We start from the raw sequence: 26,082 nt of genomic DNA, 5'->3' as shown, positions 1-26,082 counted from the left end.
CGCGTTACAGTGGGCCGGGAATCCCGTAATTGCCCTGTGGTGTAATGGTCGGCAGGCACTCGAAGAGGAGCTACAGGTGGCTAAAGAACGCACGGGTAATCTCAGTGTCGAGGAGCTGTCGGCGAAGTACGCCGCGGGCGAGATCGACACGGTGATCATCGCCTTCACCGACATGCAGGGGCGACTCATCGGCAAGCGCGCGTCCGCCCGCCTGTTCCTCGAGGAACTCGCCCAGCACGGTGCGGAGTGCTGCAACTACCTCCTGGCCGTGGACGTCGAGAACAACACGGTCGACGGCTACGCGATCTCCTCCTGGGAGCGCGGCTACGGCGACATGGCGATGATGCCCGACCTCGACACCCTCAGGCTCGCCCCGTGGCTGGATGGCACGGCCATCGTCACGGCAGACCTCACCTGGCTCGACGGTACCCCCGTGAACCCCGACCCCCGCCAGGTGCTCAAGCGCCAGCTCGCTCGCCTGGCCGAGCGCGGCCTCGAGGCCTTCGTCGGAACGGAACTCGAGTTCATCGCCTTCGAGGACACCTATCGGGATGCCTGGAAGAAGGGCTACACCGGACTCACCCCGGCCAGCGACTACAACATCGACTACGCGCTGCTTGCCTCCACGCGGATGGAACCGCTGCTGCGTGACATCCGGAACTCCATGGACGGTGCCGGAATGTACTGCGAGGGCGTGAAGGGGGAGTGCAACCTCGGCCAGCAGGAGATCGCCTTCCGCTTCACCGATGCGCTCGGCACGTGCGACAACCACTCGATCTACAAGAACGGTGCCAAGGAGATCGCGGACCGGCACGGCAAGTCGATCACGTTCATGGCCAAGTTCAATGAGCGCGAGGGCAACTCGTGCCACATCCACCTCTCGGTGCGCGGCACGGACGGGTCGACCGTGATGGCCGACAAGGACAGGCCTTACGGGTTCTCCAAGCTCATGGAGCACTGGCTCGCAGGCCAGCTCGCGACCCTCCGCGAGATGACCCTGTTCTTCGCGCCGAATATCAACTCCTACAAGCGTTACGTCGAGGGCAGCTTCGCGCCGACGGCCGTGGCGTGGGGACTCGACAACCGCACGTGTGCGCTGCGCGTGGTCGGTCACGGGCAGTCCCTGCGCGCGGAGAACCGCGTGCCGGGTGGTGACGTCAACCAGTACCTCGCGGTTGCCGCCCTCATTGCTGGCGGTCTCTACGGCATCGAGCACGAGCTGGAACTCGAGCCGATCTTTGAAGGCAACGCCTACACGTCGGATGCTCCCCGCGTGCCCTCAACGCTGCGAGACGCCGCCGAACTCTTCGAGGCCTCCGAGGTGGCTGTCGAGGCCTTCGGTGAGGACGTCGTCGCCCACTACCTGAACATGGCGAGGGTCGAGCAGGCGGCGTTCGACGCGGCGATCACCGATTGGGAACGAGTTCGCGGGTTCGAGAGGCTGTGACGTGAAGCCGGTTATTGGTCTGACGACCTACCTTGAGCGCGCCCAGACTGGCGTGTGGGACGTGCAGGCATCCTTCCTCCCGAAGGTGTACTTCGACGCGGTGAACAAGGCTGGCGGCATCGCCGTGCTGCTGCCGCCGCAGCCGGTGGATGACGCGATCGCCGCGCGCATCATCGATGGCCTCGACGGCCTCATCATCTCGGGCGGCAAGGATGTCGACCCCGCGCGCTACGGCCAGGAGCCGCATCCCACCACCGACGAACCGCGCCTCGACCGTGACGCCTGGGAGGATGCGCTCCTCACCGCCGCCCTCGACCGCGGCCTGCCCTTCCTCGGCATCTGCCGTGGCGCGCAGCTGCTCAATGTGGCACGCGGCGGAACGCTCATCCAGCACCTGCCCGACGTGATCGGCAGTGACCGGTACAACCTCGGCGGGGGAGTCTTCAACGAGAACCCGGTCGTCGTCGATTCCGGGTCCGTCGTCTCCGACCTCGTCGGCACCGAGCTGACGGTCAAGAGCTACCACCACCAGGCGATCGACGAGCTGGGGGAGGGACTCGTCGTGACCGCGCGCTCCGATGACGGCATCATCCAGGCCGTGGAGGTCGCGGGTGCACCGTTCGCCGTCGCGGTGCAGTGGCACCCCGAGGAGGACGCGGCAGAGGATGCCCGGCTCTTCGCCGGCCTCGTGGATGCCGCGACGAACCACCGGTCCCTGACGAGCGGCGAAGCCGCGTCTCGAAGGGCCCCACTCCCTGAGGCTCTCGAAGGGGCACGATGACCACCACCACCCTCGTCAACCCGGCCGACGCGACCCCCTTCCGGGACGTCGAGCAGACCTCCCTCGAGCAGGTCGACGACGCCATCGCACACGCCCTCTCGGCGCAGAGGGCCTGGCGCGCGCTCACGCCAGCGGCCCGCGGCGCCGCGCTCCGCGACTTCGCGAAAGTCGTCGACGAGCACATCGAGGACCTCGCAGCCCTCGAGGTCATCAACTCCGGGCATCCGATCACGCAGGCCCGCTGGGAGGCCGGGCACGTCCGTGACGTGCTCACCTACTACTCCGCCGCGCCCGAGCGGATGATCGGCAAGCAGATCCCGGTCGCTGGTGGCATCGACGTGACCTTTCTCGAGCCGATCGGCATCGTGGGGGTGATCGTGCCGTGGAACTTCCCGATGACGATCGCCAGCTGGGGCTTCGCGCCCGCGCTCGCCGCGGGCAACGCCGTCGTGCTCAAGCCGGCGGAGTGGACTCCGCTCACCGCGATCCGCCTCGGCGAGCTGGCTCTCGAGGCCGGGTTGCCCGAGGGTCTCTTCCAGGTGCTTCCCGGCAAGGGATCTGTGGTCGGCAACCGCTTCGTCACCCATGAGGACGTGCGCAAGATCGTCTTCACCGGGTCAACCGAGGTCGGCAAGCAGGTGATGGCCGGGTGCGCTGCCCAGGTCAAACCCGTGACGCTCGAGCTCGGCGGCAAGAGCGCGAATGTGGTGTTCGCCGACGCGGACCTCGAGAAGGCCGCGGCATCCGCCCCCTACGCCGTCTTCGAGAACGCGGGCCAGGACTGCTGTGCTCGCAGCCGGATCCTCGTCGAGCGCAGTGTGTTCGACCGGTTCATGGAACTGCTCGAGCCCGCCGTGAAGGGCGTCGTCGTCGGTGCTCCCGGCGATGAAGCCACCGAGATGGGGCCGCTCGTCTCGAAGACGCACTTCGATTCGGTGAGCGCGTTCGTGCCGGATGATGCGCCCATCGCCTTCCGTGGGTCAGCGCCCAGCGGCCCCGGTTACTGGTTCACGCCGACCGTGCTCACCCCGGCATCCCGCACCGACCCCGCGGTGACGGAGGAGATCTTCGGTCCTGTCGTGGCGGTGCTGCCGTTCGACGACGAGGCCGACGGCATCGAGCTCGCCAACGCGAGCATCTACGGCCTCAGCGGATCGATCTGGACGCGGGATATCGGTCGAGCCCTGCGCGTGAGCCGAGCGATCGAGAGCGGCAACCTCTCGGTCAACTCGAACTCGAGCGTGCGCTACTCGACCCCGTTCGGTGGCTTCAAGCAGAGCGGCCTCGGGCGCGAGCTCGGCCCCGACGCCCTCGACGCGTTCACCGAGACCAAGAACGTCTTCATCAGCACCGACTGACGCCCGACCGAACAGCTCCCGCCGCACAGCACCGACTAAGGAACCCCATGACCATCACCCCCATCGACCTCAGGCAGCGACTGGCAGGCAAGGTCGCCGTCATCACCGGCGGCGCGAGCGGCATCGGCCTGGCGACCGCACGTCGGTTCGCCGCCGAGGGCGCGACCGTCGTGATCGGCGACTTCAACGCCGAGGCCGGCGAGGCTGCCGCACTCGAGGTGGGCGGCCTCTTCGTACGGGTGGACGTGACCGACGAGGAGCAGGTCAACAACCTCTTCGACACGGCGGCCGCGACGTACGGCTCGGTCGACATCGCGTTCAACAACGCAGGCATCTCGCCCCCCGACGACGACTCGATCGAGACGACCGAGCTCCCGGCCTGGGACAAGGTGCAGGATGTCAACCTCAAGAGCGTCTACCTCTGCTCCCGGGCTGCGCTCCGCCACATGGTGAAGCAGCAGTCGGGGTCGATCATCAACACGGCATCGTTCGTCGCGGTGCTCGGGTCGGCGACCTCCCAGATCAGCTACACGGCATCGAAGGGTGGCGTCCTCGCGATGACCCGCGAGCTGGGTGTGCAGTTCGCCCGCCAGGGCATTCGAGTGAACGCACTGTGTCCTGGACCCGTCAACACCCCGTTGCTCCAGGAACTCTTCGCGAAGGATCCGGAGCGCGCCCAGCGTCGCCTCGTGCACATCCCGACGGGACGGTTCGCCGAGCCGGAGGAGCTCGCGGCATCCGTCGCCTTCCTCGCGAGCGACGATGCGAGCTTCATCACGGCGTCGACCTTCCTCGTGGATGGTGGCATCAGCTCCGCCTACGTCACCCCGCTGTAACTGCCACCGGTAGGCTCGCCGCATGGCCGATGGCGATGGAGGTCTCGCGGACGAGGTGCTGTTCCGCCCCGTCCGCAGCGGCAATGCCTTCGAGGACACCGTCGCGCGCCTGCTCCAGACGATCCGTCTCGGTATCGTCGACCCGGGCGGTGCGCTCCCGCCGGAGCGTGATCTCGCGACACGCTTCTCCGTGAGCCGCGACACCGTGCGCGACGCGATCCGATCGTTGGCGGATGCCGGCTACCTGGTCGCCCGTCGTGGCAGGTACGGCGGTACCTTCGTGAGCGACCCGCTACCCGAACCGGTGGCGCCGGACACCCCGCCCCTGACTTCCGCGGAGCTCGAGGATGTCCTCGGGCTGCGTCGGATCCTCGAGGTCGGTGCGGCGCGTGCTGCCGCCGCGCGGGAACTCTCGGCGGCCGAGCGCGAGCTGCTCTGGACGCAGTCCCGTGAAACCGCTTCTGCCTCCGTGGAGGACTACCGGAGGCTCGATTCGCGGCTGCACCTGGCGATCGGGGAGGTCGTCGGCATCCCGTCGCTGGTCTCGCTGCTCGCCGACAACCGCACGCGTGTGAACAACCTGCTCGACACGATTCCGCTGCTCTCCCGCAATATCGAGCACTCCAACCAGCAGCACGAGGCGATCGTGGTCGCGATTCTCACCGGCAACCCGGACCGAGCCGCGGACGAGATGGCTGAGCACCTCGAAGGTTCAGCTGCGCTGTTGCGCGGATTCCTCGGCTGATGGGGCCTAGCTCGCCGCTTCGACCATCTTCGCAAGGTTCTTCTCGCGGGTGGCGTCGGTCTTCGCCGCGACCCACGGGTCCACGAAGGAGCGCTGCTTGGAATACGAGAGGGCCAGGAACTTCTCCAGCACTCCTGCTGCCGTCAGCTGCTCGCGGAGCGCATCGGGAATCTCGACCACTCTGGGTGCATCGTCGATCTCGAGGGTGACCTCGACCTCGTCACCGCGCGTCACGCCCGATGCCTTCTCGTGCTCGGAACTGAAGGCGATGCGGAACGCGCCCTTGTACCAGCTCACCGAATTGCGGTAGGTGTAGCCCGCGATTGTCACGATGACCGGGTACCTCTTGGCCGGTCCGAGTTGCGCCATGGCGTCTTCGGGCACCGTGATGCCGATCGCGCCCGGAGCGGTATCGAGCGCGGTCGTGAACGTGACACTCATGTCAGGCCGTGGGAGGCGTCTTCGGTGTCCGCGGTTTCGCGGCGGGCTTGGTGGCCGGCTTCGTCGGGGTCGCGGCAGTCGGCTCGGACGCGGTCGCCGGCGCGGTCTCGGAGGCGGATTCGACGGGGGTCTCCGGCTTCTCGGCCGTGTGATTCGCGACGTAGATCTGCGCCGCCTTCGTGGCGACCAGGAGGAATCGCACGAGAAGAACGACGAGCGCAATGGTCACCAGAACGCCGACCAGCCAGAAGAAGCCCGATACCAGCATCAGGATCGTGTGGCCGATCCACGTGAACGGTCCATCTCCGTAACCCATCTCAGTCCTCCAACTCGTTGAACATCTCGCCGTCCTGGCTGTCCTTGATCACGGTTCCGACCGCGATCGCGACCGAGAGGCCCCAGCTCAACCACATGGCGATGAGTCGCCAATCCCGCGGCCCTCGTCGCGTGGTCTGCACGAGACCCCAGATTCCGAACAACGAACTCAGGATGCTCGTGTTGAACAGGAACTTACGCATTGTGCCTCCATCGGTCGTCCTCCACGCTAGCGGCTGCGGCGGATCCCTGCCCCCCTCTTGACAAGGGGAATGGCCCTCGTTTGCTGAAAGTTCTCTGGCAAACTGACCGATCGGTTAGTCTCTGACCGATCGGTCAGTTAGCGTGATGATCATGTCCACCAGCCAGGATGACCTCCGCGCGATAGCGCTCGCCGAATTCGCCTCGGCAGGCTACGTGGGCACGTCCCTCCAGAGAATCGCCGAACTGGCCGGGCTCTCGAAGTCGAGCGTGCTCTACCACTACGGCTCGAAGGAGCAGCTGCTCGAAGCGGCCATCGGCCCGGCCGTCGATCGCATGGAGGAGATCCTCGTTCCGCTCAACGCTGTGGGCCTCGCCGCGGCCAACCGCCAGGAGTTCCTCGAGGAATTCGTCGACTTCCTGCTCCAGTACCGCCTCGAAGTCCACATGTTCATCAACCAGGGGCCGGCGCTCGTCGACGTACCAGTCATCGACCGTGCCAATGCCGTCATCGTGCGCCTCGCCGAGTTCTTCTCCACCCACACGTCGTCCGTCGAGGAGAAGGCGCGCTTCGGCGTCGCCCTCGGTGGCGCGGCCTACATGCTGAGCACCGCCCGCAACCTCGGGCTGGATGCACCCCCCATCGACGAGACCAGGGCTGCTCTCGTGACGATCTTGAGTGAACTGCTCACCCCCGTCCGAATTCCCTAGCAGCCTCTCGGAGCTTCCATGGCAACCCTCCTGTACCGGCTCGGCCGGTTCTCCTACCGTCACGCCTGGCGCGTCATCCTCGTCTGGGCGGTGCTGCTCATCGGCATCCTCGGGGGAGGGTTCGCGCTTGGCGGCCAGACCCAGGAATCCTTCGCGATTCCTGGTACGGAATCGCAGAACGCGCTCGATCGACTCGAGGCTGTGTTCCCGTCGGTCGCGGGGGCGAGTGCGCAGGTCGTGCTCGTAGCGCCGGACGGTGAGAAGGTCACCGACGCGGCATCCGAGGCGGCCATCGAGGACCTCGCCGATGAGATCGACACGATCAAGGGCGTCGACTCGGTCGTCTCGCCGTTCAGCGAGTATGCAGGTGAGGCCGTCACTGACGACGAGTCCATGGCCATCCTGCGGGTGCAGTTCGACGGGCCATCATCGGATGTCACCGACGAGACCCTCGACGAGCTGAAGGCCACGGCATCCATCGCTGAGGACGCAGGGTTGCGCGCCGAGTTCGGCGGACAGGTCTTCCAGGACAACACCTTCGGCATCACCATCACCGAGGCCTTCGGCGTGATCTTCGCCGGCATCGTGCTCTTCATCACCTTCGGCTCGCTGCTCGCCGCCGGGATGCCGCTGCTCAGCGCCCTCATCGGTGTCGGTATCGCGATCGGGGGCATCACCGCGTACACCGCGTTCGCCACGGTCTCGAGCACCGCGCCCCTTCTCGCACTCATGATCGGCCTCGCGGTCGGGATCGACTATGCGTTGTTCATCCTGTCGCGCCACAGGAACCAACTCGCCAATGGCGAGGACCCCGAGGAGTCTGCCGCGATGGCCGTCGGGACGGCGGGAAGCGCCGTGGTCTTCGCCGGCGTGACCGTCATCATCGCGCTCCTCGGGCTTCTCGTGGTCGGCATCCCCTTCCTCTCCGTGATGGGCGTCGGTGCGGCCTTCGCTGTACTCGTCGCGATCTTCATCGCGGTGACCCTTCTGCCCGCCCTCATGGGTCTCGCGAAGCACCGGCTCATACCTCGCGAGGGGTCGCGCGCCTGGCGTCGCGCCCAGCCCGTGATTGACGAGGTCGTCGAGGGCAAGCGTCAGAAGGTAGCGCTCGGACAGCGCTGGGTGCGCGGCGTGATGAAACGTCCCGTCCTGGCCTCAATCGGTGTGGTCGCCCTTCTCGGCACCCTCGCGATCCCTGCCCTGAGCCTCGACCTCAACGTTCCCGACGGCGGTTCCGAGCCCACGGGTTCGACCCAGCGCGAGGCCTACGACCTCGTGACCGAGGGCTTCGGACCGGGCTTCAACGGGCCGCTGATCGTCGCAGTCGACATCACACAGACCACCGACATCCTCAACGACCTCGACGGCATCCGCGACAAGCTCGCGACCCTCGACGACGTCGCCTATGTGCAGCAGGGATTCCCGGACGAGGGACTCGACACGGCGATCATCCAGGTCACGCCGGAGAGCGCCCCGGACTCGACCGAGACCAAGGAGCTCGTGCAGGCCATCCGCGACATGGCCCCCGAGATCGACTCCGAGTTCGACACCCCCATCTCGGTGACCGGAACGACGGCAGTCGCGATCGACATCTCGAACCGCCTGTCGGCTGCCCTCCTGCCTTTCGCGCTCGTGGTGGTCGGGCTGTCCATCATCCTGCTGATGATCGTGTTCCGCTCGGTGCTCGTGCCGCTCAAGGCCGCACTCGGCTTCCTGCTGTCGGTCGTGGCATCCTTCGGTGTCGTCGTCGCGATCTTCCAGTGGGGATGGGGCGCCGACCTGCTGCACGTCGAGAATCCCGGGCCCATCCTGAGCTTCCTGCCCATCCTGCTGATGGCCGTGCTGTTCGGACTCGCGATGGACTACGAGGTGTTCCTGGTCTCGGGCATGCGCGAGGAGTTTGTGCACACCGGTGACGCGCGACGTGCCGTCGAGAAGGGCTTCGCGGGGGCCGCGCGTGTGGTCACTGCCGCCGCCCTCATCATGTTCTTCGTCTTCTTCGCCTTCGTGCCGGAGGGCTCCGGCATGATCAAGCCGATCGCGCTGGGACTCGCAGTGGGCATCGCGTTCGACGCGTTCCTCGTGCGTATGACACTCGTACCCGCCCTCATGACGCTCTTCGGCAAGGCGGCATGGTGGATGCCACGCTGGCTCGGTCGCATCCTGCCCCGTGCCGACATCGAGGGTGAGCAGCTGCGTGAGCATCGGCTCGCCGTCGAGTGGGCTGACCAGCAGGAGGGCCTGGCCATCAGCGCCGAGTACCTCGTGGTCGGCTCGCAGGACCAGCAGACCGGGCCGATCTCCGCGGAGATCCCCGCCGGTTCGCTCGTGATCGCGAGCGGGGATGCCACGTCCCGTCGACTCCTCGCCGCGACCCTCTCCGGCCGCCTCGACCCGGTCTCCGGTCGTGCACAGGTGATGGGAGTGCCCATCCCCTCCGATGCCGCGAAGGTGCGCACGATCGTCGCCCTCGCGAACGTTGGGGGATCGGAGCGCTCCGAGACGAGCGTCACGATCGGCCAGCTGCTCGTCGAGCGACTCGAGACGACCCAGCCGTGGTTCCGGTTCTTCGGCAACCACCGCCGTGCCGACCAGTGGTTGCAGCGCGTCAACGCGGCTGTGCGTAACGCGACGGGCCGTGAGGTTGTACCGGTACGGGCATCCCACACCCTTCTCGAGCTGCCGCAGCTCGAGCGGGCCGTCGCCCTCGCCGCGGTCGCCCTTGCCGAGAACACCCCCGTCGTGATGCTCGACCAGATCGACTCGTTCGCGAGTTCCGACGACGAGCAGGCCTTCATCGACGCTCTCCAGCTGCTCGCGCCGCCTGAGACGACCATCGTGATCGGCACGCCGCTCCCGGCACGCGCGATCAGCCTGGACGATCCGGATGCGCGGCTCCTCCTCACCATCGACCTCTACTCGCTCACCACGGAAGGATCCCTTCGATGAGCACCCCCGTCTCACTCCAGAAGCGCGCGAGCGTGCTGCGCAGGCTCGGTCTCGTGGCCGTCGTGCTGATCCCCCTCGCGTTCGCGGGCCTCTTCGTCGGTGCGCTCGCACAGTCCGACTCCGCGCTCGACCGCATCCCCGCGGCCGTCGTCAACAACGACGAGATGATCACGACGACCGACGCCGACGGCAACAAGCAGATCGTCTTCGCGGGCCGCCAGCTCGTGACCGAGCTCACGGGCGCCGAGGGCTTCGACTGGACCATCACCAACGAGGAGGACGCGCAGGCACTCCTCGACTCTGGCAAGGTCTACGCCGTCCTCACCGTGCCGAGTGACTTCTCCGAGTCGATCCTGTCCATCTCGGGTGACGACCCCGTGAAGGCCGACATCTCCATCGCCACGGATGACTCGCACAGCTACCTCACCGGCTCGGTTGCCCAGGTTGTCGGCCAGACCATGACCGACACCTTCGGTCGCGAGATCACCAAGCAGTACCTCGCGGGTCTCTACGACGGCATGGGGCAGCTGGGCTCTGCGCTGTCGGAGGCGGCGGATGGTGCGGACGGACTCGCCGACGGTGCGACGCAGCTCTCGAGCGGCCTCACCCAGTACACAGGCGGCGTCGACGGGCTCGCAAGCGGGCTTTCGCAGCTGGATGCTGGTGCCAGCGGTCTCACGGACCTCAGCAACGGCGTCGCTGGTTATGCGAACGGTGTTGCCCAGTTGAGGGACGGTTTGTCTACATTCGCTGAGATGCTCCAAACACCAGATCCTGAGACCGGGAAGGCCTTCACCGATCTTGGCCCTGGCGTGAAGAGTTACACCGGCGCGGTATCGGGTGTCTCGGCGACGCTTGACCAGCTCGCTCCAGACCTCCTCGCGTCGCTACCGGAGGAAAAGGCGCTAATTCTTCAAACGCAACTGGGCACGCTCCAGTACCTGAGTTCGTCCGGCCCTGAACTGGCGAACGGAACGACGAAGGGCGTGGATGGGGTGCTCGACGGACTCGAAGGCAGCATTGCGGGAGCCTCCGAGCTGGCCGGAAAGGGGCAGGAACTGGCGAGCGGAGCGGCGTCGGCGATCTCGGGTGTCCAGTCGGGCATCTCGCAGAGCGCCTCGGGCGCTGAGCAGCTCTCCGCAGGGTCCGGAGGCCTCAACTCCGGCGCCTCGGGTCTCGCCTCGGGCGCGAGCCAGCTCGCCAGCGGGCTCCAAGAGGGAGCCGACCAGGTCCCGACGACCGATGCGGACACCGCAGCCAAGACCGCTGACGTCGTCGTCGAGCCCGTCGGCGTCGATGTCACGACCGCCAACGCGGTAACGGATGTCGGCCAGGGCGTTGCCACATTCTTCGTGCCCCTGGGGCTCTGGATCGGGGCGCTCGCCGTGTTCCTCGTGCTCAAGCCGGTCTCGCGGAGGGCGCTCGCCTCGACTGCGCGCAATGGACGTCTGGTCGCGGCATCCATCGGTCGCGCTGGCGTCGTCACGGCCCTGCAGGCGCTTCTGCTCGTCGGGCTGCTGCACGGTGCGCTCGGCGTCGCGTGGAGCCTTCTCCCCGCAACGCTCCTGTTCTCGCTCATCACGGCTCTCGCGTTCACCGCGTTCCACTACCTGCTCACGATCGGCCTCGGTCGCGGGGGACTCGTGGTCTCGCTGTTCGCGCTCGCGATCCAGGTGACATCGACGGGCGGCATCTACCCCGTTGAGCTGCTGTCGACGCCGTTCCAGGTGATCAGCCCGTTCCTTCCGCTCACGTGGGCGGTCAGCGGGATGCAGGGCATCATCGCCGGGGGAAGCGCTGGCACCGTGGTGTCGTCCGCGCTCATCCTGCTCGCGTTCGGCGTGGGCAGCGTCATCCTCTCGCTCTTCGCCATCCGGCGCACGCGACGAGCCGACGTGCTCGGGCTCGTACCGCTACCCGCGTAGTCGAGTGAGCAGTTGTGGCCGGTTCTCCGCGGGAGGGCCGGTCACAACTGCGTTATCGCGAGGTTGCGAGCGTCGAGAACTTACGCGGCGTGAACGACGCGAAGGCTGGCGGCTGCGGCCTCGGCCTCGCGCTCGACCACGACGTCGATGGACTGCGGTCCGGTGCGACGGAGCAGCAACTCCTGCTCGATGTGACGCCAGAGCTGGTCGTGCGCGACCTGTGGGTCGACGGGCTCTGCGGCGTGGCTGCCCTCGTGATGCGTTGCGGTGAGAGAAGCCGTGACATCCCACGCGATCGTGTCGGCGACGGTCTCGACGAAGAGTGCGTCATCGGCAGTTGCGCGGCCGAGGGTGATGCGGAAGCTGCCACCCGGTCCGAAGAGCGCGAAGAGCTGTTCGCGGAGGAGATCGAAAACAGCCTGCTGGTCTGCTTCGTTCGCGGGCACCGGGGCATCGTGTCGCTCGACCATGCTCCCAGTGTCCTCGCTGGGGTGCGCCGGGCGCTCGACGACACGCCGCACCCGCATCCTGGATGCGATTCCCGGGTTGGATGGGTACCCTTCGCGCACGAGAGAAGGTTCGAGCGAGTGGAGGCTGGCCATGCGTCGAAAGTGGATCATCGGGGGTGCCGCAGGACTAGCTGCGGTCGGGCTTGTCGTGGCCGCACTGGTGTTCCAGCCCTGGCTCCTGTTCGTGAATGTCGAGGTGGATGACGCCCTGCCGACCGTTCCCACGTCGGCCCCGAGTGTGTCCGCACCCTCCGCAGCCCCCACGGCCACCCCCACCCCAGAGCCGCAACCCGTGCAGCTCTCGGCTGGCGAGCTCATCAGCCACGAGCACGAGACGTCGGGCAGCGTTCGCATCGTCCAGAACCCGGACGGCTCGCGGGTGCTCGCCCTCGAGAACCTGTCCACCTCGAGCGGACCGGACCTGCGCGTGTGGCTCGCGGCCACTCCGGTCGTGCCGGGGTTCGACGGCTGGTTCCTCGCCGACGACGGTGCGTACATCGACCTCGGCCCACTCAAGGGCAACCTGGGCAACCAGGTCTACGAGATCCCCGCAGACGTCGATCTCGGCCAGTACCCGAGCCTCTACGTGTGGTGCGAGCAGTTCGCGGTCTCGTTCGGTGGTGCATCCCTCGCCTGAGCGGCAAAGAGCGGCCTAGAGCCAGCCGCGTTTCTTGAAGACGAAGTACAGGGCTGCACCAGAGCCGACCATGAGTGTGACGGCGAACGGGTAGCCGAGCGGCCAGTCGAGCTCTGGCATGAAGCGGAAGTTCATGCCGTAGACGGCGGCGACGAGCCCGGGAACGAAGAGGATGGCAGCCCAGGAGGAGATCTTCTTCACCTGCTCGCCCTGTTCGACGCCGATGCGCGACAGGGTGCGCATCTCGTCGTTCTGCGCCTGGGTGACGAGCGTGGACTGCACCGTGAGGGCGTTCTGCAGCACGGCCCGGAACGAGTCGGCCCGTTCCACCGTCTTGAGGGCATGGTCCGCGACATCCCGGAAGTCACGGCGGAGTTCGATGTCCACGCCGTACTTCTCGAAACCGGCCTCGAGTGACTCGAGCATTCCGACGAGGGGATGCGTGGCGCGCTGGAAGGCCATGGCTTCACGCGCGAGCTCGTAGATGCGGCGGGAGACCGCCGAGTCACCCTGGAAGATCTGGTCCTCGATCTCGTCGATGTCGTTCTCGAGACCGTGGATGACCGGGCCGTATTCGTCGACAACCTGATCGAAGACCGCGTAGAGCACTGCCTGCGGGCCGAGGGCGAGCAGCGACGGCGTCTCCTCGACGCGCTTGCGCACCCTGCCGAGGTCGGGGGATTCAGCGTGCCGGACCGTGATCGCGAAGTTCGGACCGATGAACAGGTGCACCTCGCCGAATTCGACCTCCTCCGGCGCATCGAGGTAGCGGGCGGAGCGCAGCACCACGAACAGTACGTCGCCGTAGCGCTCGAGCTTCGGACGCTGGTGGCCGACGAGCGCGTCCTCGACGGCGAGCGGATGCAGGGTGAACTCGTTCGCGACGGCGCGAAGTTCCTCCTCCGTGGGCCGGTACAGGCCGATCCACGCGAACCCGCCATGGTCGCGGAGTTCCTCGAAAGTCTGGTCAAGAGTCACGGGGAGGGACAGGCGCGCGCCGTCCCGGTAGATCGCGTTGTCAACGATCGGCATCGGTCCCTCATTCCGTTCGACGATGCGTGCGTCTCAGGATAAGCCGGGGTGGGGCTTCGGGGCGGCTGCTACCGTGGAAGAAGGATGTCCTCCACCAGCACTACCCGTCAGTACGACTTCGTCGTCGTCTCCAATCGCCTGCCCGTCGACCGTGTGGTCGACCCGGACGGCTCGGAACGCTGGGCCACGTCGCCCGGTGGCCTGGTCGCCGCCCTCGAACCCGTCATGCGCGAAGCGGATGGCGCGTGGGTGGGGTGGGGAGGCCAGCCAGACCTCGGTCTCGAGCCCTTCGAGACCGGTGGCATCCACATCGTTCCCGTCGACCTCAGCGAGGACGACATCGAGAACTTCTACGAGGGTTTCAGCAACGACACCCTCTGGCCGCTGTACCACGACGTCATCTCGCCGCCGAGCTTCCACCGCGTCTGGTGGGACAGCTACGTCGAGGTCAACCAGCGATTCGCGGATGCCGCAGCCGCCGTGACCGCCGTCGGCGGCACCGTCTGGGTCCACGACTACCAGCTTCAGCTCGTGCCGCGCATGCTGCGGGAGTCGCGTCCCGACCTGAGCATCGGCTACTTCTGCCACATCCCGTTCCCGCCCTACGGCATCTTCTCGCAGCTCCCGTGGCGACTGCAGGTCGTCGAGGGACTCCTGGGCGCCGACGTCATCGGTTTCCAGCGGGTGGCGGATGCCGGCAACTTCTCCCGCGCGGTGCGCAGGCTCACCGGACTCGCCACGAAGAGCCCCGTCATCGAGGTCACAGCGCCGTACCAGCCCACCCGTCGCGTCATCGTCAAGGCGTTCCCCATCTCGATCGACGCGGCCAACTTCGAGGCGCTCGCCCGCACCGCGAGCGTCCAGGCGCGAGCGCGGGAGATCCGCGAGGGTCTCGGCAATCCACGCACGATCATGCTCGGCGTCGACCGCCTTGACTACACGAAGGGCATCGCCCACCGGCTGAAGGCGTTCGGCGAGCTGCTCAGCGACGGCTCGCTCGACGTCGAGGACGTGACGCTCGTGCAGGTGGCGAGCCCCAGCCGCGAGCGCGTGGCGGCCTACATGGCCCTGCGGGACGAGATCGAACTCACCGTCGGCCGAATCAACGGTGACCTCAGCACCATGAGCCACCAGGCAATCAGCTACCACCACCACGGGTATCCGCGCGAGGAGATGGCAGCGCTGTACGTGGCAGCCGACGTGCTGCTGGTCACGGCGCTGCGCGACGGCATGAACCTCGTGGCCAAGGAGTATGTGGCATCCCGGTTCACGGAGGACGGCGTGCTCGTTCTGAGCGAGTTCGCTGGCGCGTCCGACGAGTTGAAGAAGGCCGTGCGCATCAACCCGCACGACATCGACGGTCTCAAGGCCGCGATCCTCCAGGCGATCGACATGCCGCACCGCGAGCAGCAGGCGAGGATGCGTTCGCTGCGCAAGCGGGTGGCAGAGTTCGACGTGGCCCGCTGGTCGCGTGAGTTCCTCGAGACCCTCGCCGAGGCGACTCGAAGCCGCAATGGTGCGGCGCATTCCCACGACATGGACGACGTTCTCGACTGGACGATCGACCGCAGGAAGGCCGACTAGCTCCACATGGTCGACATCGATACACCACCCCGTTACTCGCGCCTACCCGAACCCCTCGTGGGTGCCCTGCGGGAACTCGCACGTACCAAGCGCCTGCTCGTGGCGCTCGATTTCGACGGCACCCTCGCGCCGGAGGTCGACGACCCGCAGCAGGCCAGGGCCCTGCCCGAGGCGCAGGAGGCGGTGCTTCGGCTGAGCCGGATGCGAAACACCCGGGTCGCTCTCGTCTCCGGTCGCGCCCTCGACAGCCTCATCCACGTGGCCCAGGTTCCCGACAACGTGCTCCTGATCGGCTCGCACGGCATCGAGATCCGCTTGGATGACCCGGCCGACCATCTGGCCCTGGACGACGCCGAACGGCAGAGGGTCGACCGCCTCGGGGCGGTGCTCGAGGAGGTCGCCGACTCCCTCGACCAGATCTGGATCGAACCGAAGCCCGCCGGGTTCGCCCTGCACACGCGACTGGCGACAGAGCACAACAGCCGCATCGCCCACCTGGTCGCGCGGACCGAGGCGACGGCAGCGCTCGACGAGCTCACGATCCGCGAGGGCAAGAACGTTCTCGAGTTCTCCGTGCGATCGACGACCAAGGGCGAGGCGATCGAGCACCTCCGCCGGTACACCGACGCCGACGCGGTCTTCTTCGCGGGAGACGACGTGACCGACGAGGATGCCTTCGCGGCGCTCGGGGCCGATGACCTCGGGCTGAAGAGTGGAGAGGGCACCACCCTTGCGGGCTTCCGTGTGCCGGGGCCGGTGCAGGTGGCAGCCGCGCTCGCCCTGCTCGCCGACCTGCGCGAGGGCGACGTCCACGAGCAGTAGGCGTCCACCGGGGACGTTCAGGAGGCCCGGGTAGACTGGTCCCAGCCGCCGCTGCGAAGCGCGACTTCCCTCCGGAAAACGCGACGTGGCTCCGACCCGGGGGAGGACCCATGATTGGCATCCTCCTGTCGTTCGCCATCGGATCCCTCCTGGTTCCGCCTCTCACCCGGCTTCTCGGCACCAAAGTCTTCCTCGTCGCTGCTCTCGTCCCGACCGCAGCGTTCGTCTACACCCTGCTGCAGTCCTCCGCAGTAGCGGCAGGGGATGCCGTGATCCAGACGGTCCCGTGGATCCCCGAGCTCGGCCTCGCCCTCTCCTTCCGCATGGAGACGCTGTCGTGGGTCATGGCACTCATCGTCTCGGGCGTCGGAGCGATCGTGATGCTCTACTGCGTCTGGTACTTCAGCGACGACGAGGCCTCGCTCGGCCGTTTCGCGGGCGTGCTGCTCGCCTTCGCCGGGGCGATGTTCGGCCTCGTCCTCTCTGATGACGTGTTCCTGCTCTTCATCTTCTGGGAGGCGACGAGCGTGCTGTCGTACCTCCTCATCGGCCACAAGACGTCGAGCAAGGCCAGTCGCGGGGCAGCCCTCGAGGCACTCCTCGTCACCACGTTCGGCGGCCTCGTCATGCTCGTCGGGCTCGTCATGCTCGCCGTGACCACCGGCACGACGAGCCTGGCCCGCATCATCGAGCTGGCGCCAGGTGGCGGTGTCACGGTGGTGGCGATCGTCCTGGTTCTGGTCGGCGCGCTCTCGAAGTCCGCGATCTTCCCCTTCCACTTCTGGCTCCCCGCCGCGATGGCAGCGCCGACCCCCGTCAGTGCCTACCTGCACGCCGCGGCGATGGTGAAGGCGGGAATCTTCCTCGTCGCCCTCCTCGCGACCGGCTTCGCCGACCTGCCGGGATGGCGGGAGATCATCATCACCCTCGGCGTCGTGACGATGCTGCTCGGCGGCTGGTTGGCCACACGCCAGAACGACCTCAAGCTGCTCCTGGCGTACGGCACGGTCAGCCAACTCGGCTTCCTCATGATCGTCATGGGGATGGGTACGCGCGACACGGCCCTCGCCGGCATCGCTCTCGTCACCGCCCACGCGCTTTTCAAGGCCACGCTCTTCCTGGTGGTCGGCATTATCGATCACCGCGCGGGAACCCGCGATCTGCGCAGGCTCTCCGGCATCGGCCGTGAGATGCCGCTCGTCTCGCTGTTCACGGCGCTGGCCCTGGCATCCATGATCGGTCTCCCGCCCCTGCTCGGGTACGTCGCGAAGGAAGCGGCCCTCACAGGTCTCATCGAGGCGGCTGGCACGCACGGGCTGATCGGATGGATCGCACTCCTCGGTGTCGTCGTGGGGTCCGCTCTCACGGCCGCCTACGCGTTCAGGTTCTTCTGGGGCGCCTTCGCCGTGAAGGAGGGGGTGGAACCGCATCGTCGGGCGCCGGAGCACCCCGCGTTCCTGATCGCGCCGGGCATCCTCGCGGTGACGGGCCTCGCTCTGGGGCTCCTCGCCCACCTCGTCGATGGGTGGGTTCGGGGGTACGCCGACCTGTTCCCACCGCAGGGCGACCACGAGTACCACCTGGCCCTCTGGCACGGGTGGGAGCCCGCGCTCGCGATCTCCGCGGGGACGATCCTCGCCGGGCTCGGGCTGTTCGCACTCCAGCGGCGCATCGGTGCCACCGCAGAGGCACCGATGTTCCCGTTCACGGCGGCCCAGGGTTACGCCGCGACCATGCGCTCGATCGATCGTCTGGCGGCTCGCACCACGAGCCTCACGCAGCGCGGATCGCTGCCGTTCTACCTCGGCGTGATCTTCCTCGTCTTCGTCGTCACCCTCTCAACGGCCCTGCTGCTCAACGGCTCGTGGCCCACCGAGTTCCGATTCTGGGACTACCCGGCGCAGCTCGCGATCGCCCTCATCATGATGGTGGCCGCGATCGCGGCCCTCCGGGCATCGAAGCGTTTCCAGGCCGTCGTTCTCGTGGGCGTCACGGGCTTCGGGATGTCAGCACTCTTCGCGCTTCAGGGTGCACCCGACCTCGCCCTCACCCAGATCCTCGTGGAGGTTGTGACGCTCGTCGCGTTCGTACTCGTCCTGCGGCGCCTCCCGGCGCGACTGGGGGAGCGCAACGGCACCGCGCATCGTGGCATCCGTGCGGCCATCGGGATCTCCGTTGGCCTGCTCATGGCGGCCGTGGCCGTGGTTGCAGCGGGCGCACGCAGCGACCTGCCCATCTCCCTCGAGTGGCCCCAGCTGGCCTACGAGGAGGGCCACGGGTTGAACGTGGTCAATGTCGCCCTCGTCGACCTGCGGGGCTGGGACACCATGGGCGAGCTCTCGGTCGTCATCGCCGCGGCGACCGGCGTGGCAAGCCTCATCTTCATCTCGGGGCGCACCGACAACCTGCCCCGGCTGCCCCGCCGCGATGCGCGCAAAACCATGCTCGGCCGGCGCGAGAGCCGAGCGAACAACCCGGAGGAGCGCGGCTCGTGGCTGCTGGCCGGTCGCACTCTCGCCGCGCGCAACCGGTCGATCCTGCTCGAGGTCGTCGTGCGCCTCATCTTCCACGCCGTGATCGTGGTCTCGCTCTACATCCTCCTCGTCGGGCACAACGCACCGGGCGGAGGCTTCGCGGGTGGTCTCGTCGCAGGCATGGCACTCGTCGCGAGGTACCTCGCGGGCGGCCGGGTGGAATTGGGTGCCGCCGCTCCCGTGGATGCCGGCAAGCTCCTCGGTACCGGTCTCATCCTCGCCGTCGGAACGGCCCTGGTCCCGCTGTTCTTCGGCGCGGACGCCCTCACCTCGACGTGGTTCACGATTCCCCTCGGCGTCTTCGGCAGCCTCGACTTTGTCACGTCGACGATCTTCGACATCGGTGTCTACCTCGTGGTCGTCGGCCTTGTGCTCGACGTCCTGCGCAGCCTCGGTGCCGAAGTCGATCGCCAGCAGGAGAGCGAGGTGGTCGGCTCATGAGCGTCTCCCTCGTGCTCCTCGCCGTCATGGCCGTGCTCTACGCGTGCGGTGTCTACCTTCTTCTCGAGCGCAGCATGACCAAAGTGCTGCTCGGCTTTCTCCTTGTGGGCAACGCGACCAACCTCCTCATCATCACGATGGCAGGCAAGGCCGGCTTTGCGCCGATCGTCGCGCCGGGTGTCGACGCCGATGAGATGACCGACCCGCTGCCCGAGGCCCTCATCCTCACGGCGATCGTCATCACCTTCGCCGTGTCCGCCTTCCTCATGGCGCTCATCTACCGCTCGTGGCGTCTCGGCACGCAGGACCGCCTCGAGGACGATGTCGATGACGTCGCCATGCGTCGCGGTGAGTCGATCCAGGGAGAGTCCCACGACGAGCTCACGAGCGACACCGAGTTCAACGACCAAACGCCCGTCGACGTGCCATCCGAGGAGGAGTCCTCGTGAACGCGCTCGTGCCCCTCGTCGTGCTGATCCCCCTCATCGGGGCGGCGACGGCCCTCGCTCTCGGCAAGCGTCCCCACGCGCAGCGTGCTGTCGCGATCGTCGCCCTCAGCTCGGTCGTCGTCATCGGCAGTGTCATGCTCTTCATCGCCGACGCCGAGGAGGCACTCGTCATGGAGGTCGGCGGGTGGTCGGCACCCTTCGGCATCGTGCTGATCGTCGACAGACTCTCCGCGCTCATGGTCGTCGTCTCGGCGATCGTGCTCCTCGCCGTGCTCGTCTTCTCCATCGGCCAGGGTCTTGCCGACGGTGACGACGAGACGCCCGTCTCGATCTACTACCCGACCTACCTCATCCTCGGAACCGGCGTTTTCACGGCCTTCATCGCCGGGGATCTCTTCAACCTCTACGTGGGCTTCGAGATCCTTCTCGTGGCGAGTTACGTGCTCATCACGCTCGGCGGCACGGAAGCTCGCATCCGCGCCGGCGTCACCTACATCGTCGTGAGCCTCGTCTCCTCGATGATCTTCCTGGCGTCGATCGCGATGATCTACGGGGCAGTCGGCACGGTCAATATCGCGCAGATCTCGCTGCGGATGAACGAGATCCCGCCTGACGTCCAGGTGATCCTGCACGTCATGCTGCTCATCGGGTTCGGTATCAAAGCCGCAGTGTTCCCGTTGTCGTTCTGGCTGCCGGACTCCTACCCGACGGCGCCAGCGCCCGTCACGGCAGTGTTCGCGGGACTTCTCACCAAGGTCGGCGTGTATGCGATCATCCGCACCGAAACCATCATCTTCCCCGGCCCAGAGCTCAACCCGGCGCTGCTCATCGTCGCTCTGCTCACCATGGTGATCGGCGTGCTCGGTGCCGTCGCGCAGGCGGACATCAAGAGGATGCTGTCGTTCACGCTCGTCAGTCACATCGGGTACATGATCCTCGGAGTCGCGATCGGCAATGCGATCGGCACGGCTGCGGCGATCTACTACATCGTCCACCACATCATCGTGCAGGCGACCCTGTTCCTGGCCGCCGGACTCATCGAGCGGCTCGGTGGAACGACGTCCATCACCAAGCTGGGCGGGCTGCTCAAGGCATCCCCTCTCATCGCGCTGCTCTTCTTCATCCCTGCGCTGAACCTGGGCGGCATCCCGCCCTTCTCGGGGTTCATCGGCAAGCTCGCGCTCTTCCAGGCGAGCGCTGAGCTCGGCACGGCGCTCGCCTGGACGCTCGTCGGTGCTGGTGCGCTCGTGTCACTGCTCACCCTCTACGCGCTCATGCGCGTGTGGAACTTGGCGTTCTGGAGACCGGCCGCCGACGTCGAGGGGTACGAGTCGCCGATGCTGGACAACGTGCGGGAGGCGCCGGGCAACACCGACGTGAAGAAGAGCCGCAGCATCCCGAAACTCATGACCGGCGCAACCGCGGGCATGGTGCTCGTATCGCTTGCGCTCACGGTCTTCGCGGGCCCGCTCTACGGCATCAGCACGCGCGCTGGTGAGGACCTCGAGGGGCCGTCGCAGTACGTCCTCCTGGTGTTCCCCGACGGCTACGACGAGGGGGAGGCACTCAGTGAGTGACCAGCCGACCGCCAAGCAGTTGCGGTCCACCTTCGTGCAGCAGATCCCGCTGCTCGTCGCACTCGTCGTGCTCTGGATGCTGCTCTGGGGAACGATCAGCTGGATCAGCGTGCTGAGCGGCGTCATCGTCGCGATCGCGGTGACGCGCTTCTTCTACCTGCCGCCGGTCGAGCTCTCCGGCCGCTTCAACCCGTTCTGGCTCCTGGTCTTCCTCGCGCGATTCCTGTGGGATGTCGTTCGCGCATCGTTCCAGGTCGCCTGGCTGTCCTTCCGCCCGAGGGGAGTGCAGAGCAACGCCGTCATTGCCGTCGACCTCGTGACGGTGTCGGACTTCATCACCACCCTGACCGCGATCACCATCTCGCTCATCCCGGGATCCCTCGTGATCGAGGTCGACCGCGACCGCTCGATCCTCTACCTGCACGTGATGTCGGTCGACGACGACGAGAGTCTCAACAAGGTGCGCGAGAAGGTGCTGTCCGTTGAGCGTGCCCTGGTTCGCGCCGTCGGGTCGAAGGATGACGTGGAGAGGACAGCGCGATGATCGACACCGTTCTCTACTGGGTCATGGCGGCGCTCTTCACGTCGGGTGCCTTCCTGGCGCTGTACCGCATCGTTCGAGGGCCCACGATCCTCGATCGGATGATCGCCTCCGACGTTCTGCTCACGACGCTGATCCTCGTGGTGGGAGCCGAGATGGTCGTCAACGGCCACACCCGCAACATCACCCTGATGGTGGTGCTCGCGGCGATCGCGATCTTCGCGACCGTCGCCGTGGCCCGGTACGTCTCGAAACAGGACAGGGTTCCGGATGCGCCCCTCGACCCCACGAGAAAGGATGCCGACTCATGATGCTCGACGACTGGCTCGACGCGATCTCCGCCGGGTTCCTCGTGCTCGGTGGCATCCTCTCGCTCGCTGCGGGCCTCGGACTCGTACGGTTCCCGGATGCCCTCAGCCGCCTGCACGCGGCGACCAAGCCGCAGATCCTCGGCCTCATCTTCATCCTCGCGGCGATCGCGCTCGAGGACCGCAACTGGTCGACGCTCCTCGTGCTCGCCCCGATCCTGCTGTTCCAGGCGCTCACTGCCCCGATCTCGGCACATATGGTCGGGCGTGCGGTCTACCGAACCGGCAACTTCAGGGGTGACATCCTCATCGCCGACGAACTCGATGACGCGATCGAGCGGGCTTCGAAGGAAGTCGGCGCGTGACCCCGTTCGCGCGCAGAGTGGCGCTCGCGGAGGCGCTACCCTCGTAACATGCCGGAAACGCATGACATGAAGCCGCGCTCACGCACGGTCACAGACGGAATCGAAGCCACCACCTCGCGCGGAATGCTCCGTGCCGTAGGCATGGGAGACGCCGACTGGGACAAGCCCCAGATCGGTATTGCGAGCTCGTGGAACGAGATCACCCCCTGCAACCTCTCGCTCGACCGCCTCGCCCAGGCGGCGAAGGAGGGTGTGCACGGCGGGGGAGGGTACCCGCTCCAGTTCGGCACCGTCTCCGTCTCCGACGGTATCTCGATGGGCCACGAGGGGATGCACTTCTCGCTCGTCTCCCGTGAGGTGATCGCCGACTCCGTCGAGGTCGTTATGCAGGCCGAGCGTCTCGACGGCTCCGTGCTGCTGGCGGGCTGCGACAAGTCGATCCCCGGCATGCTGATGGCAGCTGCCCGCCTCGACCTCGCGAGCGTCTTCCTCTACGCCGGATCGATCGCCCCGGGCTGGGTCAAGCTCTCGGACGGCACCGAGAAGGACATCACGATCATCGACTCGTTCGAGGCCGTCGGTGCCGTCAAGGCAGGCAAGATGAGCCTCGAGGATGCCAAGCGCATCGAGTGCGCGTTCGCTCCGGGTGAGGGCGCCTGCGGTGGCATGTACACCGCCAACACCATGGCTTCCGTTGCCGAGGCCCTCGGCCTCTCGCTGCCCGGTTCCGCCAGCCCTGCTGCTGCGGACCGCCGCCGCGACTACTACGCGCACCGTTCCGGTGAGGCCGTCGTCGGCATGCTCGAGCGCGGCCAGACTGTTCGTGACATCCTCACCAAAGAGGCGTTCGAGAACGCCATCGCCGTCGGTATGGCACTCGGTGGTTCGACCAACATCGTGCTGCACCTCCTGGCCATCGCCCACGAGGCCGAGGTTGAGCTCACACTCGACGACTTCAACCGCATCGGCGCGAAGGTTCCCCACATCGGTGACCTCAAGCCGTTCGGCAAGTACGTCATGAACGACGTCGACCGTCACGGTGGCATCCCCGTGCTCATGAAGGCGTTGCTGGATGCCGGACTCCTGCACGGCGACGTGCTCACGGTCACCGGTAAGACCATGGCGGAGAACCTCGAGGAGTTGAACCTCGCGCCGCTCGACGGAGAGGTGCTCCGCACACTCGACAACCCCATCCACGCCACCGGTGGTCTCACGATCCTCCACGGTTCGCTCGCTCCCGAGGGAGCCGTCGTCAAGACGGCCGGCTTCGACGCCGAGGTCTTCGAGGGCACGGCCCGCGTCTTCGAGCGCGAGCGTGCCGCGCTGGACGCGCTGACCGAGGGAAGCATCAAGGCAGGCGAGGTCGTGGTGATCCGCTACGAGGGCCCGAAGGGTGGCCCTGGAATGCGCGAGATGCTCGCGATCACCGCCGCCATCAAGGGCGCAGGGCTCGGCAAAGATGTACTACTCTTGACGGACGGCAGATTCTCAGGCGGCACAACCGGCCTGTGCATCGGCCATATAGCTCCCGAAGCGGTGGACGCAGGTCCCATTGCCTTCGTGCGCGATGGTGATCTGATACGGGTCGATATCGCAGCTCGCTCGCTTGACCTACTGGTCGACCCAGCAGAGCTCGAAGCTCGCCGAAACGGCTGGGCTCCCCTTCCTCCGCGTTACACCCGTGGCGTCCTCGCGAAGTACTCCAAGCTGGTGCACTCCGCAGCAGTAGGCGCCGTCACGGGCTAGACGCTGATCATCTTCGATACCCGTCTGTAAGGAATCATTCATGTCTACCGACCAGGCCCCTCGGCCTAAGTCGACCACGCCCGAGATCCTCACCGGATCGGGCGCGATCCTGAAATCACTCGAGCACCTGGGCATCACCGATGTCTTCGGGCTCCCGGGCGGCGCGATCATGCCGTTCTACGACGAGCTCATGGCCTCGACCGCCATCCGGCACATCCTCGTGCGTCACGAGCAGGGCGCGGGCCACGCGGCAGAGGGCTACGCCTCCTCGACCGGCAAGGTCGGTGTCGCGATCGCGACGAGCGGCCCCGGTGCGACGAACCTCGTCACCGCGATCGCCGATGCCTACATGGACTCGGTGCCGCTCCTCGCCATCACCGGCCAGGTCTTCTCGACCTCCATGGGAACCGATGCGTTCCAGGAGGTCGACATCGTCGGCATCACGATGCCGATCACGAAGCACTCCTTCCTCGTGACCCGCCCAGAGGACGTGCCTGCCACGCTCGCGGCGGCGTACCACATCGCCACCACGGGTCGCCCCGGCCCGGTGCTCGTGGATGTCACGAAGGACGCGCAGCAGAAGAGTGCACCGTTCATCTGGCCGCCCAAGGTGGACCTCCCGGGTTATCGTCCGGTGATCAAGGCGCACGGCAAGCAGGTCCAGGCCGCCGCCCAGATGCTCGTCGAGGCCGAGAAGCCGGTGTTCTACGTCGGAGGCGGTGTCATCCGTGCCGGTGCGTCGAAGGAGCTCTTCGAGCTTGCGACGGCCGTCGGCGCGCCCATCGTCACGACACTCATGGCTCGCGGTGCGTTCCCCGATTCCAACCCGCTGCACCTGGGTATGCCCGGCATGCACGGATCGGTTCCCGCGGTCCTCTCCCTTCAGGAGTCGGACCTCATCATCTCGCTCGGCGCCCGGTTCGACGACCGCGTCACGGGCAAGCCCAGCGAGTTCGCCCCGCACGCCAAGATCGTCCACGTCGACATCGACCCGGCCGAGATCGGCAAGATCCGCGCGGCGGACGTGCCGATCGTGGGGGATGCGAAAGACGTGATCGTGGACCTGACCGCCGCATTCGCCGAGGCATCCAAGGCGACCAAGCCCGACTATGCGGCGTGGTGGAAGCGGCTCGACACCCTGCGTACGCAGTATCCGCTGGGCTACACGATGCCGGATGACGGCCTGCTCTCGCCGCAGCAGATCATCCAGCGCATCGGCGAGCTGAGCGGACCGGAGGCGATCTACGCCTCGGGCGTCGGCCAGCACCAGATGTGGGCAGCGCAGTTCATCAAGTACGAGCGCCCCAACGCGTGGTTGAACTCGGGTGGAGCAGGCACGATGGGCTACGGCGTTCCCGCCGCCATGGGTGCCAAGGTCGCGAACCCGGACCGCGTGGTGTGGGCGATCGACGGCGACGGCTGCTTCCAGATGACCAACCAGGAGTTGGCCACCTGCACGATCAACAACATCCCGATCAAGGTCGCGATCATCAACAACTCGTCGCTCGGCATGGTGCGCCAGTGGCAGACCCTGTTCTACGACGGTCGCCACTCGTTCACCGACCTCAACACGGGCCACGACACCGTCATGATCCCCGACTTCGTGAAGCTCGGTGAGGCCTACGGTGCGCTCGCGATCCGCGTCACGAAGCCTGAAGAGGTGGATGCCGCGATCAAGCTGGCCCTCGAAACCAACGATCGCCCCGTCATCATCGACTTCATCGTCAGCCGGGACGCGATGGTGTGGCCGATGGTTCCGCAGGGCGTCGGCAACTCGAGCGTGCAGTACGCCCGGGATCACGCTCCCGAGTGGGAAGAGGAGTAGGAC

24 protein-coding genes are annotated in these 26,082 nt (G+C 66.8%); 19 read left to right on the top strand and 5 right to left on the bottom strand.

Going from position 1 to position 26,082, the window contains the following annotated elements; all coding sequences use genetic code 11:
- Positions 1–76 precede the first annotated feature (76 nt).
- Genes HDC94_RS13250 through HDC94_RS13230 form a run of 5 tightly spaced genes read left to right on the top strand, consistent with a single transcriptional unit; the run spans position 77 to position 5,167 of the window.
- Positions 77–1,447 carry a glutamine synthetase family protein gene (locus HDC94_RS13250; protein WP_308495730.1) on the top strand — a complete coding sequence of 457 codons (1,371 nt, stop codon included), beginning with the start codon at positions 77–79 and terminating at the stop codon, positions 1,445–1,447.
- Between the two features lies 1 nt (position 1,448).
- Entirely contained in the window at positions 1,449–2,228 is a 780-nt protein-coding gene (locus HDC94_RS13245) for a gamma-glutamyl-gamma-aminobutyrate hydrolase family protein (protein WP_179498328.1), read from the top strand.
- Entirely contained in the window at positions 2,225–3,586 is a 1,362-nt protein-coding gene (locus HDC94_RS13240; protein ID WP_179498326.1) for an aldehyde dehydrogenase, read from the top strand. The genes HDC94_RS13245 and HDC94_RS13240 overlap by 4 nt, the downstream gene beginning before the upstream one ends.
- A 47-nt stretch (positions 3,587–3,633) precedes the next feature.
- On the top strand, positions 3,634–4,422 hold the full coding sequence (locus tag HDC94_RS13235) for a 3-oxoacyl-ACP reductase (protein WP_179498324.1): 789 nt from the start codon (positions 3,634–3,636) through the stop codon (positions 4,420–4,422).
- 22 nt (positions 4,423–4,444) lie between these two features.
- Positions 4,445–5,167 carry a FadR/GntR family transcriptional regulator gene (locus tag HDC94_RS13230; RefSeq protein ID WP_179498322.1) on the top strand — a complete coding sequence of 241 codons (723 nt, stop codon included), beginning with the start codon at positions 4,445–4,447 and terminating at the stop codon, positions 5,165–5,167.
- Between the two features lie 6 nt (positions 5,168–5,173).
- Here the strand turns inward: HDC94_RS13230 and HDC94_RS13225 are convergent, their stop codons facing one another.
- Genes HDC94_RS13225 through HDC94_RS13215 form a run of 3 tightly spaced genes read right to left on the bottom strand, consistent with a single transcriptional unit; the run spans position 5,174 to position 6,126 of the window.
- Positions 5,174–5,608 (bottom strand): YdeI/OmpD-associated family protein, encoded by a 435-nt coding sequence (locus HDC94_RS13225; protein ID WP_179498320.1) that lies wholly within the window; start codon positions 5,606–5,608, stop codon positions 5,174–5,176.
- 1 nt (position 5,609) lies between these two features.
- Entirely contained in the window at positions 5,610–5,924 is a 315-nt protein-coding gene (locus HDC94_RS13220; RefSeq protein ID WP_179498318.1) for a hypothetical protein, read from the bottom strand.
- A gap of 1 nt (position 5,925) precedes the next feature.
- Positions 5,926–6,126 carry a hypothetical protein gene (locus tag HDC94_RS13215; protein WP_179498316.1) on the bottom strand — a complete coding sequence of 67 codons (201 nt, stop codon included), beginning with the start codon at positions 6,124–6,126 and terminating at the stop codon, positions 5,926–5,928.
- Between the two features lie 151 nt (positions 6,127–6,277).
- On the opposite strand from HDC94_RS13215, the gene HDC94_RS13210 reads away from it, so the two are divergent.
- Genes HDC94_RS13210 through HDC94_RS13200 form a run of 3 tightly spaced genes read left to right on the top strand, consistent with a single transcriptional unit; the run spans position 6,278 to position 11,709 of the window.
- On the top strand, positions 6,278–6,835 hold the full coding sequence (locus tag HDC94_RS13210) for a TetR/AcrR family transcriptional regulator (protein ID WP_179498314.1): 558 nt from the start codon (positions 6,278–6,280) through the stop codon (positions 6,833–6,835).
- A gap of 18 nt (positions 6,836–6,853) precedes the next feature.
- Positions 6,854–9,784, top strand: a complete 2,931-nt coding sequence (locus HDC94_RS13205) for an MMPL family transporter (RefSeq protein ID WP_179498312.1) — start codon at positions 6,854–6,856, stop codon at positions 9,782–9,784.
- Positions 9,781–11,709: a YhgE/Pip domain-containing protein gene (locus tag HDC94_RS13200; protein ID WP_179498310.1), complete on the top strand. Its 1,929-nt coding sequence runs from the start codon at positions 9,781–9,783 to the stop codon at positions 11,707–11,709. The genes HDC94_RS13205 and HDC94_RS13200 overlap by 4 nt, the downstream gene beginning before the upstream one ends.
- Positions 11,710–11,789: 80 nt before the next feature.
- On the opposite strand, the gene HDC94_RS13195 is transcribed toward HDC94_RS13200, so the two are convergent.
- Positions 11,790–12,179, bottom strand: coding sequence for a hypothetical protein (locus tag HDC94_RS13195; protein ID WP_179498308.1), 390 nt, complete (start codon positions 12,177–12,179; stop codon positions 11,790–11,792).
- A gap of 130 nt (positions 12,180–12,309) precedes the next feature.
- On the opposite strand from HDC94_RS13195, the gene HDC94_RS13190 reads away from it, so the two are divergent.
- On the top strand, positions 12,310–12,855 hold the full coding sequence (locus tag HDC94_RS13190; protein WP_179498305.1) for a DM13 domain-containing protein: 546 nt from the start codon (positions 12,310–12,312) through the stop codon (positions 12,853–12,855).
- Between the two features lie 15 nt (positions 12,856–12,870).
- On the opposite strand, the gene HDC94_RS13185 is transcribed toward HDC94_RS13190, so the two are convergent.
- A complete protein-coding gene (locus HDC94_RS13185; protein WP_179498303.1) occupies positions 12,871–13,887 on the bottom strand; it encodes a magnesium and cobalt transport protein CorA in 1,017 nt (338 codons plus the stop codon).
- 84 nt (positions 13,888–13,971) lie between these two features.
- On the opposite strand from HDC94_RS13185, the gene HDC94_RS13180 reads away from it, so the two are divergent.
- From HDC94_RS13180 to HDC94_RS13135, 10 genes are all read left to right on the top strand, one after another.
- On the top strand, positions 13,972–15,471 hold the full coding sequence (locus HDC94_RS13180) for a trehalose-6-phosphate synthase (protein WP_179498301.1): 1,500 nt from the start codon (positions 13,972–13,974) through the stop codon (positions 15,469–15,471).
- 6 nt (positions 15,472–15,477) lie between these two features.
- Positions 15,478–16,293, top strand: coding sequence for a trehalose-phosphatase (gene otsB / locus HDC94_RS13175; RefSeq protein ID WP_179498299.1), 816 nt, complete (start codon positions 15,478–15,480; stop codon positions 16,291–16,293).
- Positions 16,294–16,403: 110 nt separating this feature from the next.
- Positions 16,404–19,268 (top strand): Na+/H+ antiporter subunit A, encoded by a 2,865-nt coding sequence (locus HDC94_RS13170; RefSeq protein WP_179498289.1) that lies wholly within the window; start codon positions 16,404–16,406, stop codon positions 19,266–19,268.
- Positions 19,265–19,717 carry a Na(+)/H(+) antiporter subunit C gene (locus HDC94_RS13165; RefSeq protein ID WP_179498287.1) on the top strand — a complete coding sequence of 151 codons (453 nt, stop codon included), beginning with the start codon at positions 19,265–19,267 and terminating at the stop codon, positions 19,715–19,717. Before HDC94_RS13170 ends, HDC94_RS13165 begins: the two co-directional genes overlap by 4 nt.
- Positions 19,714–21,294: a Na+/H+ antiporter subunit D gene (locus HDC94_RS13160; RefSeq protein ID WP_179498285.1), complete on the top strand. Its 1,581-nt coding sequence runs from the start codon at positions 19,714–19,716 to the stop codon at positions 21,292–21,294. The genes HDC94_RS13165 and HDC94_RS13160 overlap by 4 nt, the downstream gene beginning before the upstream one ends.
- Positions 21,287–21,838 carry a Na+/H+ antiporter subunit E gene (locus tag HDC94_RS13155; RefSeq protein ID WP_179498283.1) on the top strand — a complete coding sequence of 184 codons (552 nt, stop codon included), beginning with the start codon at positions 21,287–21,289 and terminating at the stop codon, positions 21,836–21,838. The genes HDC94_RS13160 and HDC94_RS13155 overlap by 8 nt, the downstream gene beginning before the upstream one ends.
- Positions 21,835–22,146 (top strand): monovalent cation/H+ antiporter complex subunit F, encoded by a 312-nt coding sequence (locus tag HDC94_RS13150; protein ID WP_179498281.1) that lies wholly within the window; start codon positions 21,835–21,837, stop codon positions 22,144–22,146. The genes HDC94_RS13155 and HDC94_RS13150 overlap by 4 nt, the downstream gene beginning before the upstream one ends.
- Positions 22,143–22,508, top strand: coding sequence for a monovalent cation/H(+) antiporter subunit G (gene mnhG, locus HDC94_RS13145; RefSeq protein WP_179498279.1), 366 nt, complete (start codon positions 22,143–22,145; stop codon positions 22,506–22,508). Before HDC94_RS13150 ends, mnhG begins: the two co-directional genes overlap by 4 nt.
- 48 nt (positions 22,509–22,556) lie before the next feature.
- Positions 22,557–24,254 carry a dihydroxy-acid dehydratase gene (gene ilvD / locus HDC94_RS13140; RefSeq protein WP_179498277.1) on the top strand — a complete coding sequence of 566 codons (1,698 nt, stop codon included), beginning with the start codon at positions 22,557–22,559 and terminating at the stop codon, positions 24,252–24,254.
- A gap of 40 nt (positions 24,255–24,294) precedes the next feature.
- Complete coding sequence (locus HDC94_RS13135) at positions 24,295–26,079, top strand: acetolactate synthase large subunit (protein WP_179498275.1); 1,785 nt, start codon at positions 24,295–24,297, stop codon at positions 26,077–26,079.
- Positions 26,080–26,082: the final 3 nt, after the last annotated feature.

This window comes from Leifsonia sp. AK011, from assembly GCF_013410945.1.
Taxonomy (GTDB): domain Bacteria; phylum Actinomycetota; class Actinomycetes; order Actinomycetales; family Microbacteriaceae; genus Rhodoglobus.
The sequence above is the reverse complement of the archived record's forward strand: the minus strand, read 5'-3'. Positions and strand labels throughout refer to the sequence as shown.

What these genes read in the sequence shown, in the direction of transcription:
- HDC94_RS13135 (WP_179498275.1), top strand. Translation starts at nt 24,295, where the DNA reads ATGTCTACCGACCAGGCCCCTCGGCCTAAGTCGACCACGCCCGAGATC.
- HDC94_RS13230 (WP_179498322.1), top strand. Translation starts at nt 4,445, where the DNA reads ATGGCCGATGGCGATGGAGGTCTCGCGGACGAGGTGCTGTTCCGCCCC.
- mnhG (WP_179498279.1), top strand. Translation starts at nt 22,143, where the DNA reads ATGATGCTCGACGACTGGCTCGACGCGATCTCCGCCGGGTTCCTCGTG.
- HDC94_RS13195 (WP_179498308.1), bottom strand. Translation starts at nt 12,179, where the DNA reads ATGGTCGAGCGACACGATGCCCCGGTGCCCGCGAACGAAGCAGACCAG.
- otsB (WP_179498299.1), top strand. Translation starts at nt 15,478, where the DNA reads ATGGTCGACATCGATACACCACCCCGTTACTCGCGCCTACCCGAACCC.
- HDC94_RS13215 (WP_179498316.1), bottom strand. Translation starts at nt 6,126, where the DNA reads ATGCGTAAGTTCCTGTTCAACACGAGCATCCTGAGTTCGTTGTTCGGA.
- HDC94_RS13235 (WP_179498324.1), top strand. Translation starts at nt 3,634, where the DNA reads ATGACCATCACCCCCATCGACCTCAGGCAGCGACTGGCAGGCAAGGTC.
- HDC94_RS13170 (WP_179498289.1), top strand. Translation starts at nt 16,404, where the DNA reads ATGATTGGCATCCTCCTGTCGTTCGCCATCGGATCCCTCCTGGTTCCG.
- HDC94_RS13210 (WP_179498314.1), top strand. Translation starts at nt 6,278, where the DNA reads ATGTCCACCAGCCAGGATGACCTCCGCGCGATAGCGCTCGCCGAATTC.
- HDC94_RS13190 (WP_179498305.1), top strand. Translation starts at nt 12,310, where the DNA reads ATGCGTCGAAAGTGGATCATCGGGGGTGCCGCAGGACTAGCTGCGGTC.
- HDC94_RS13165 (WP_179498287.1), top strand. Translation starts at nt 19,265, where the DNA reads ATGAGCGTCTCCCTCGTGCTCCTCGCCGTCATGGCCGTGCTCTACGCG.
- HDC94_RS13150 (WP_179498281.1), top strand. Translation starts at nt 21,835, where the DNA reads ATGATCGACACCGTTCTCTACTGGGTCATGGCGGCGCTCTTCACGTCG.
- HDC94_RS13205 (WP_179498312.1), top strand. Translation starts at nt 6,854, where the DNA reads ATGGCAACCCTCCTGTACCGGCTCGGCCGGTTCTCCTACCGTCACGCC.
- HDC94_RS13185 (WP_179498303.1), bottom strand. Translation starts at nt 13,887, where the DNA reads ATGCCGATCGTTGACAACGCGATCTACCGGGACGGCGCGCGCCTGTCC.
- HDC94_RS13180 (WP_179498301.1), top strand. Translation starts at nt 13,972, where the DNA reads ATGTCCTCCACCAGCACTACCCGTCAGTACGACTTCGTCGTCGTCTCC.
- ilvD (WP_179498277.1), top strand. Translation starts at nt 22,557, where the DNA reads ATGCCGGAAACGCATGACATGAAGCCGCGCTCACGCACGGTCACAGAC.
- HDC94_RS13225 (WP_179498320.1), bottom strand. Translation starts at nt 5,608, where the DNA reads ATGAGTGTCACGTTCACGACCGCGCTCGATACCGCTCCGGGCGCGATC.
- HDC94_RS13200 (WP_179498310.1), top strand. Translation starts at nt 9,781, where the DNA reads ATGAGCACCCCCGTCTCACTCCAGAAGCGCGCGAGCGTGCTGCGCAGG.
- HDC94_RS13220 (WP_179498318.1), bottom strand. Translation starts at nt 5,924, where the DNA reads ATGGGTTACGGAGATGGACCGTTCACGTGGATCGGCCACACGATCCTG.
- HDC94_RS13240 (WP_179498326.1), top strand. Translation starts at nt 2,225, where the DNA reads ATGACCACCACCACCCTCGTCAACCCGGCCGACGCGACCCCCTTCCGG.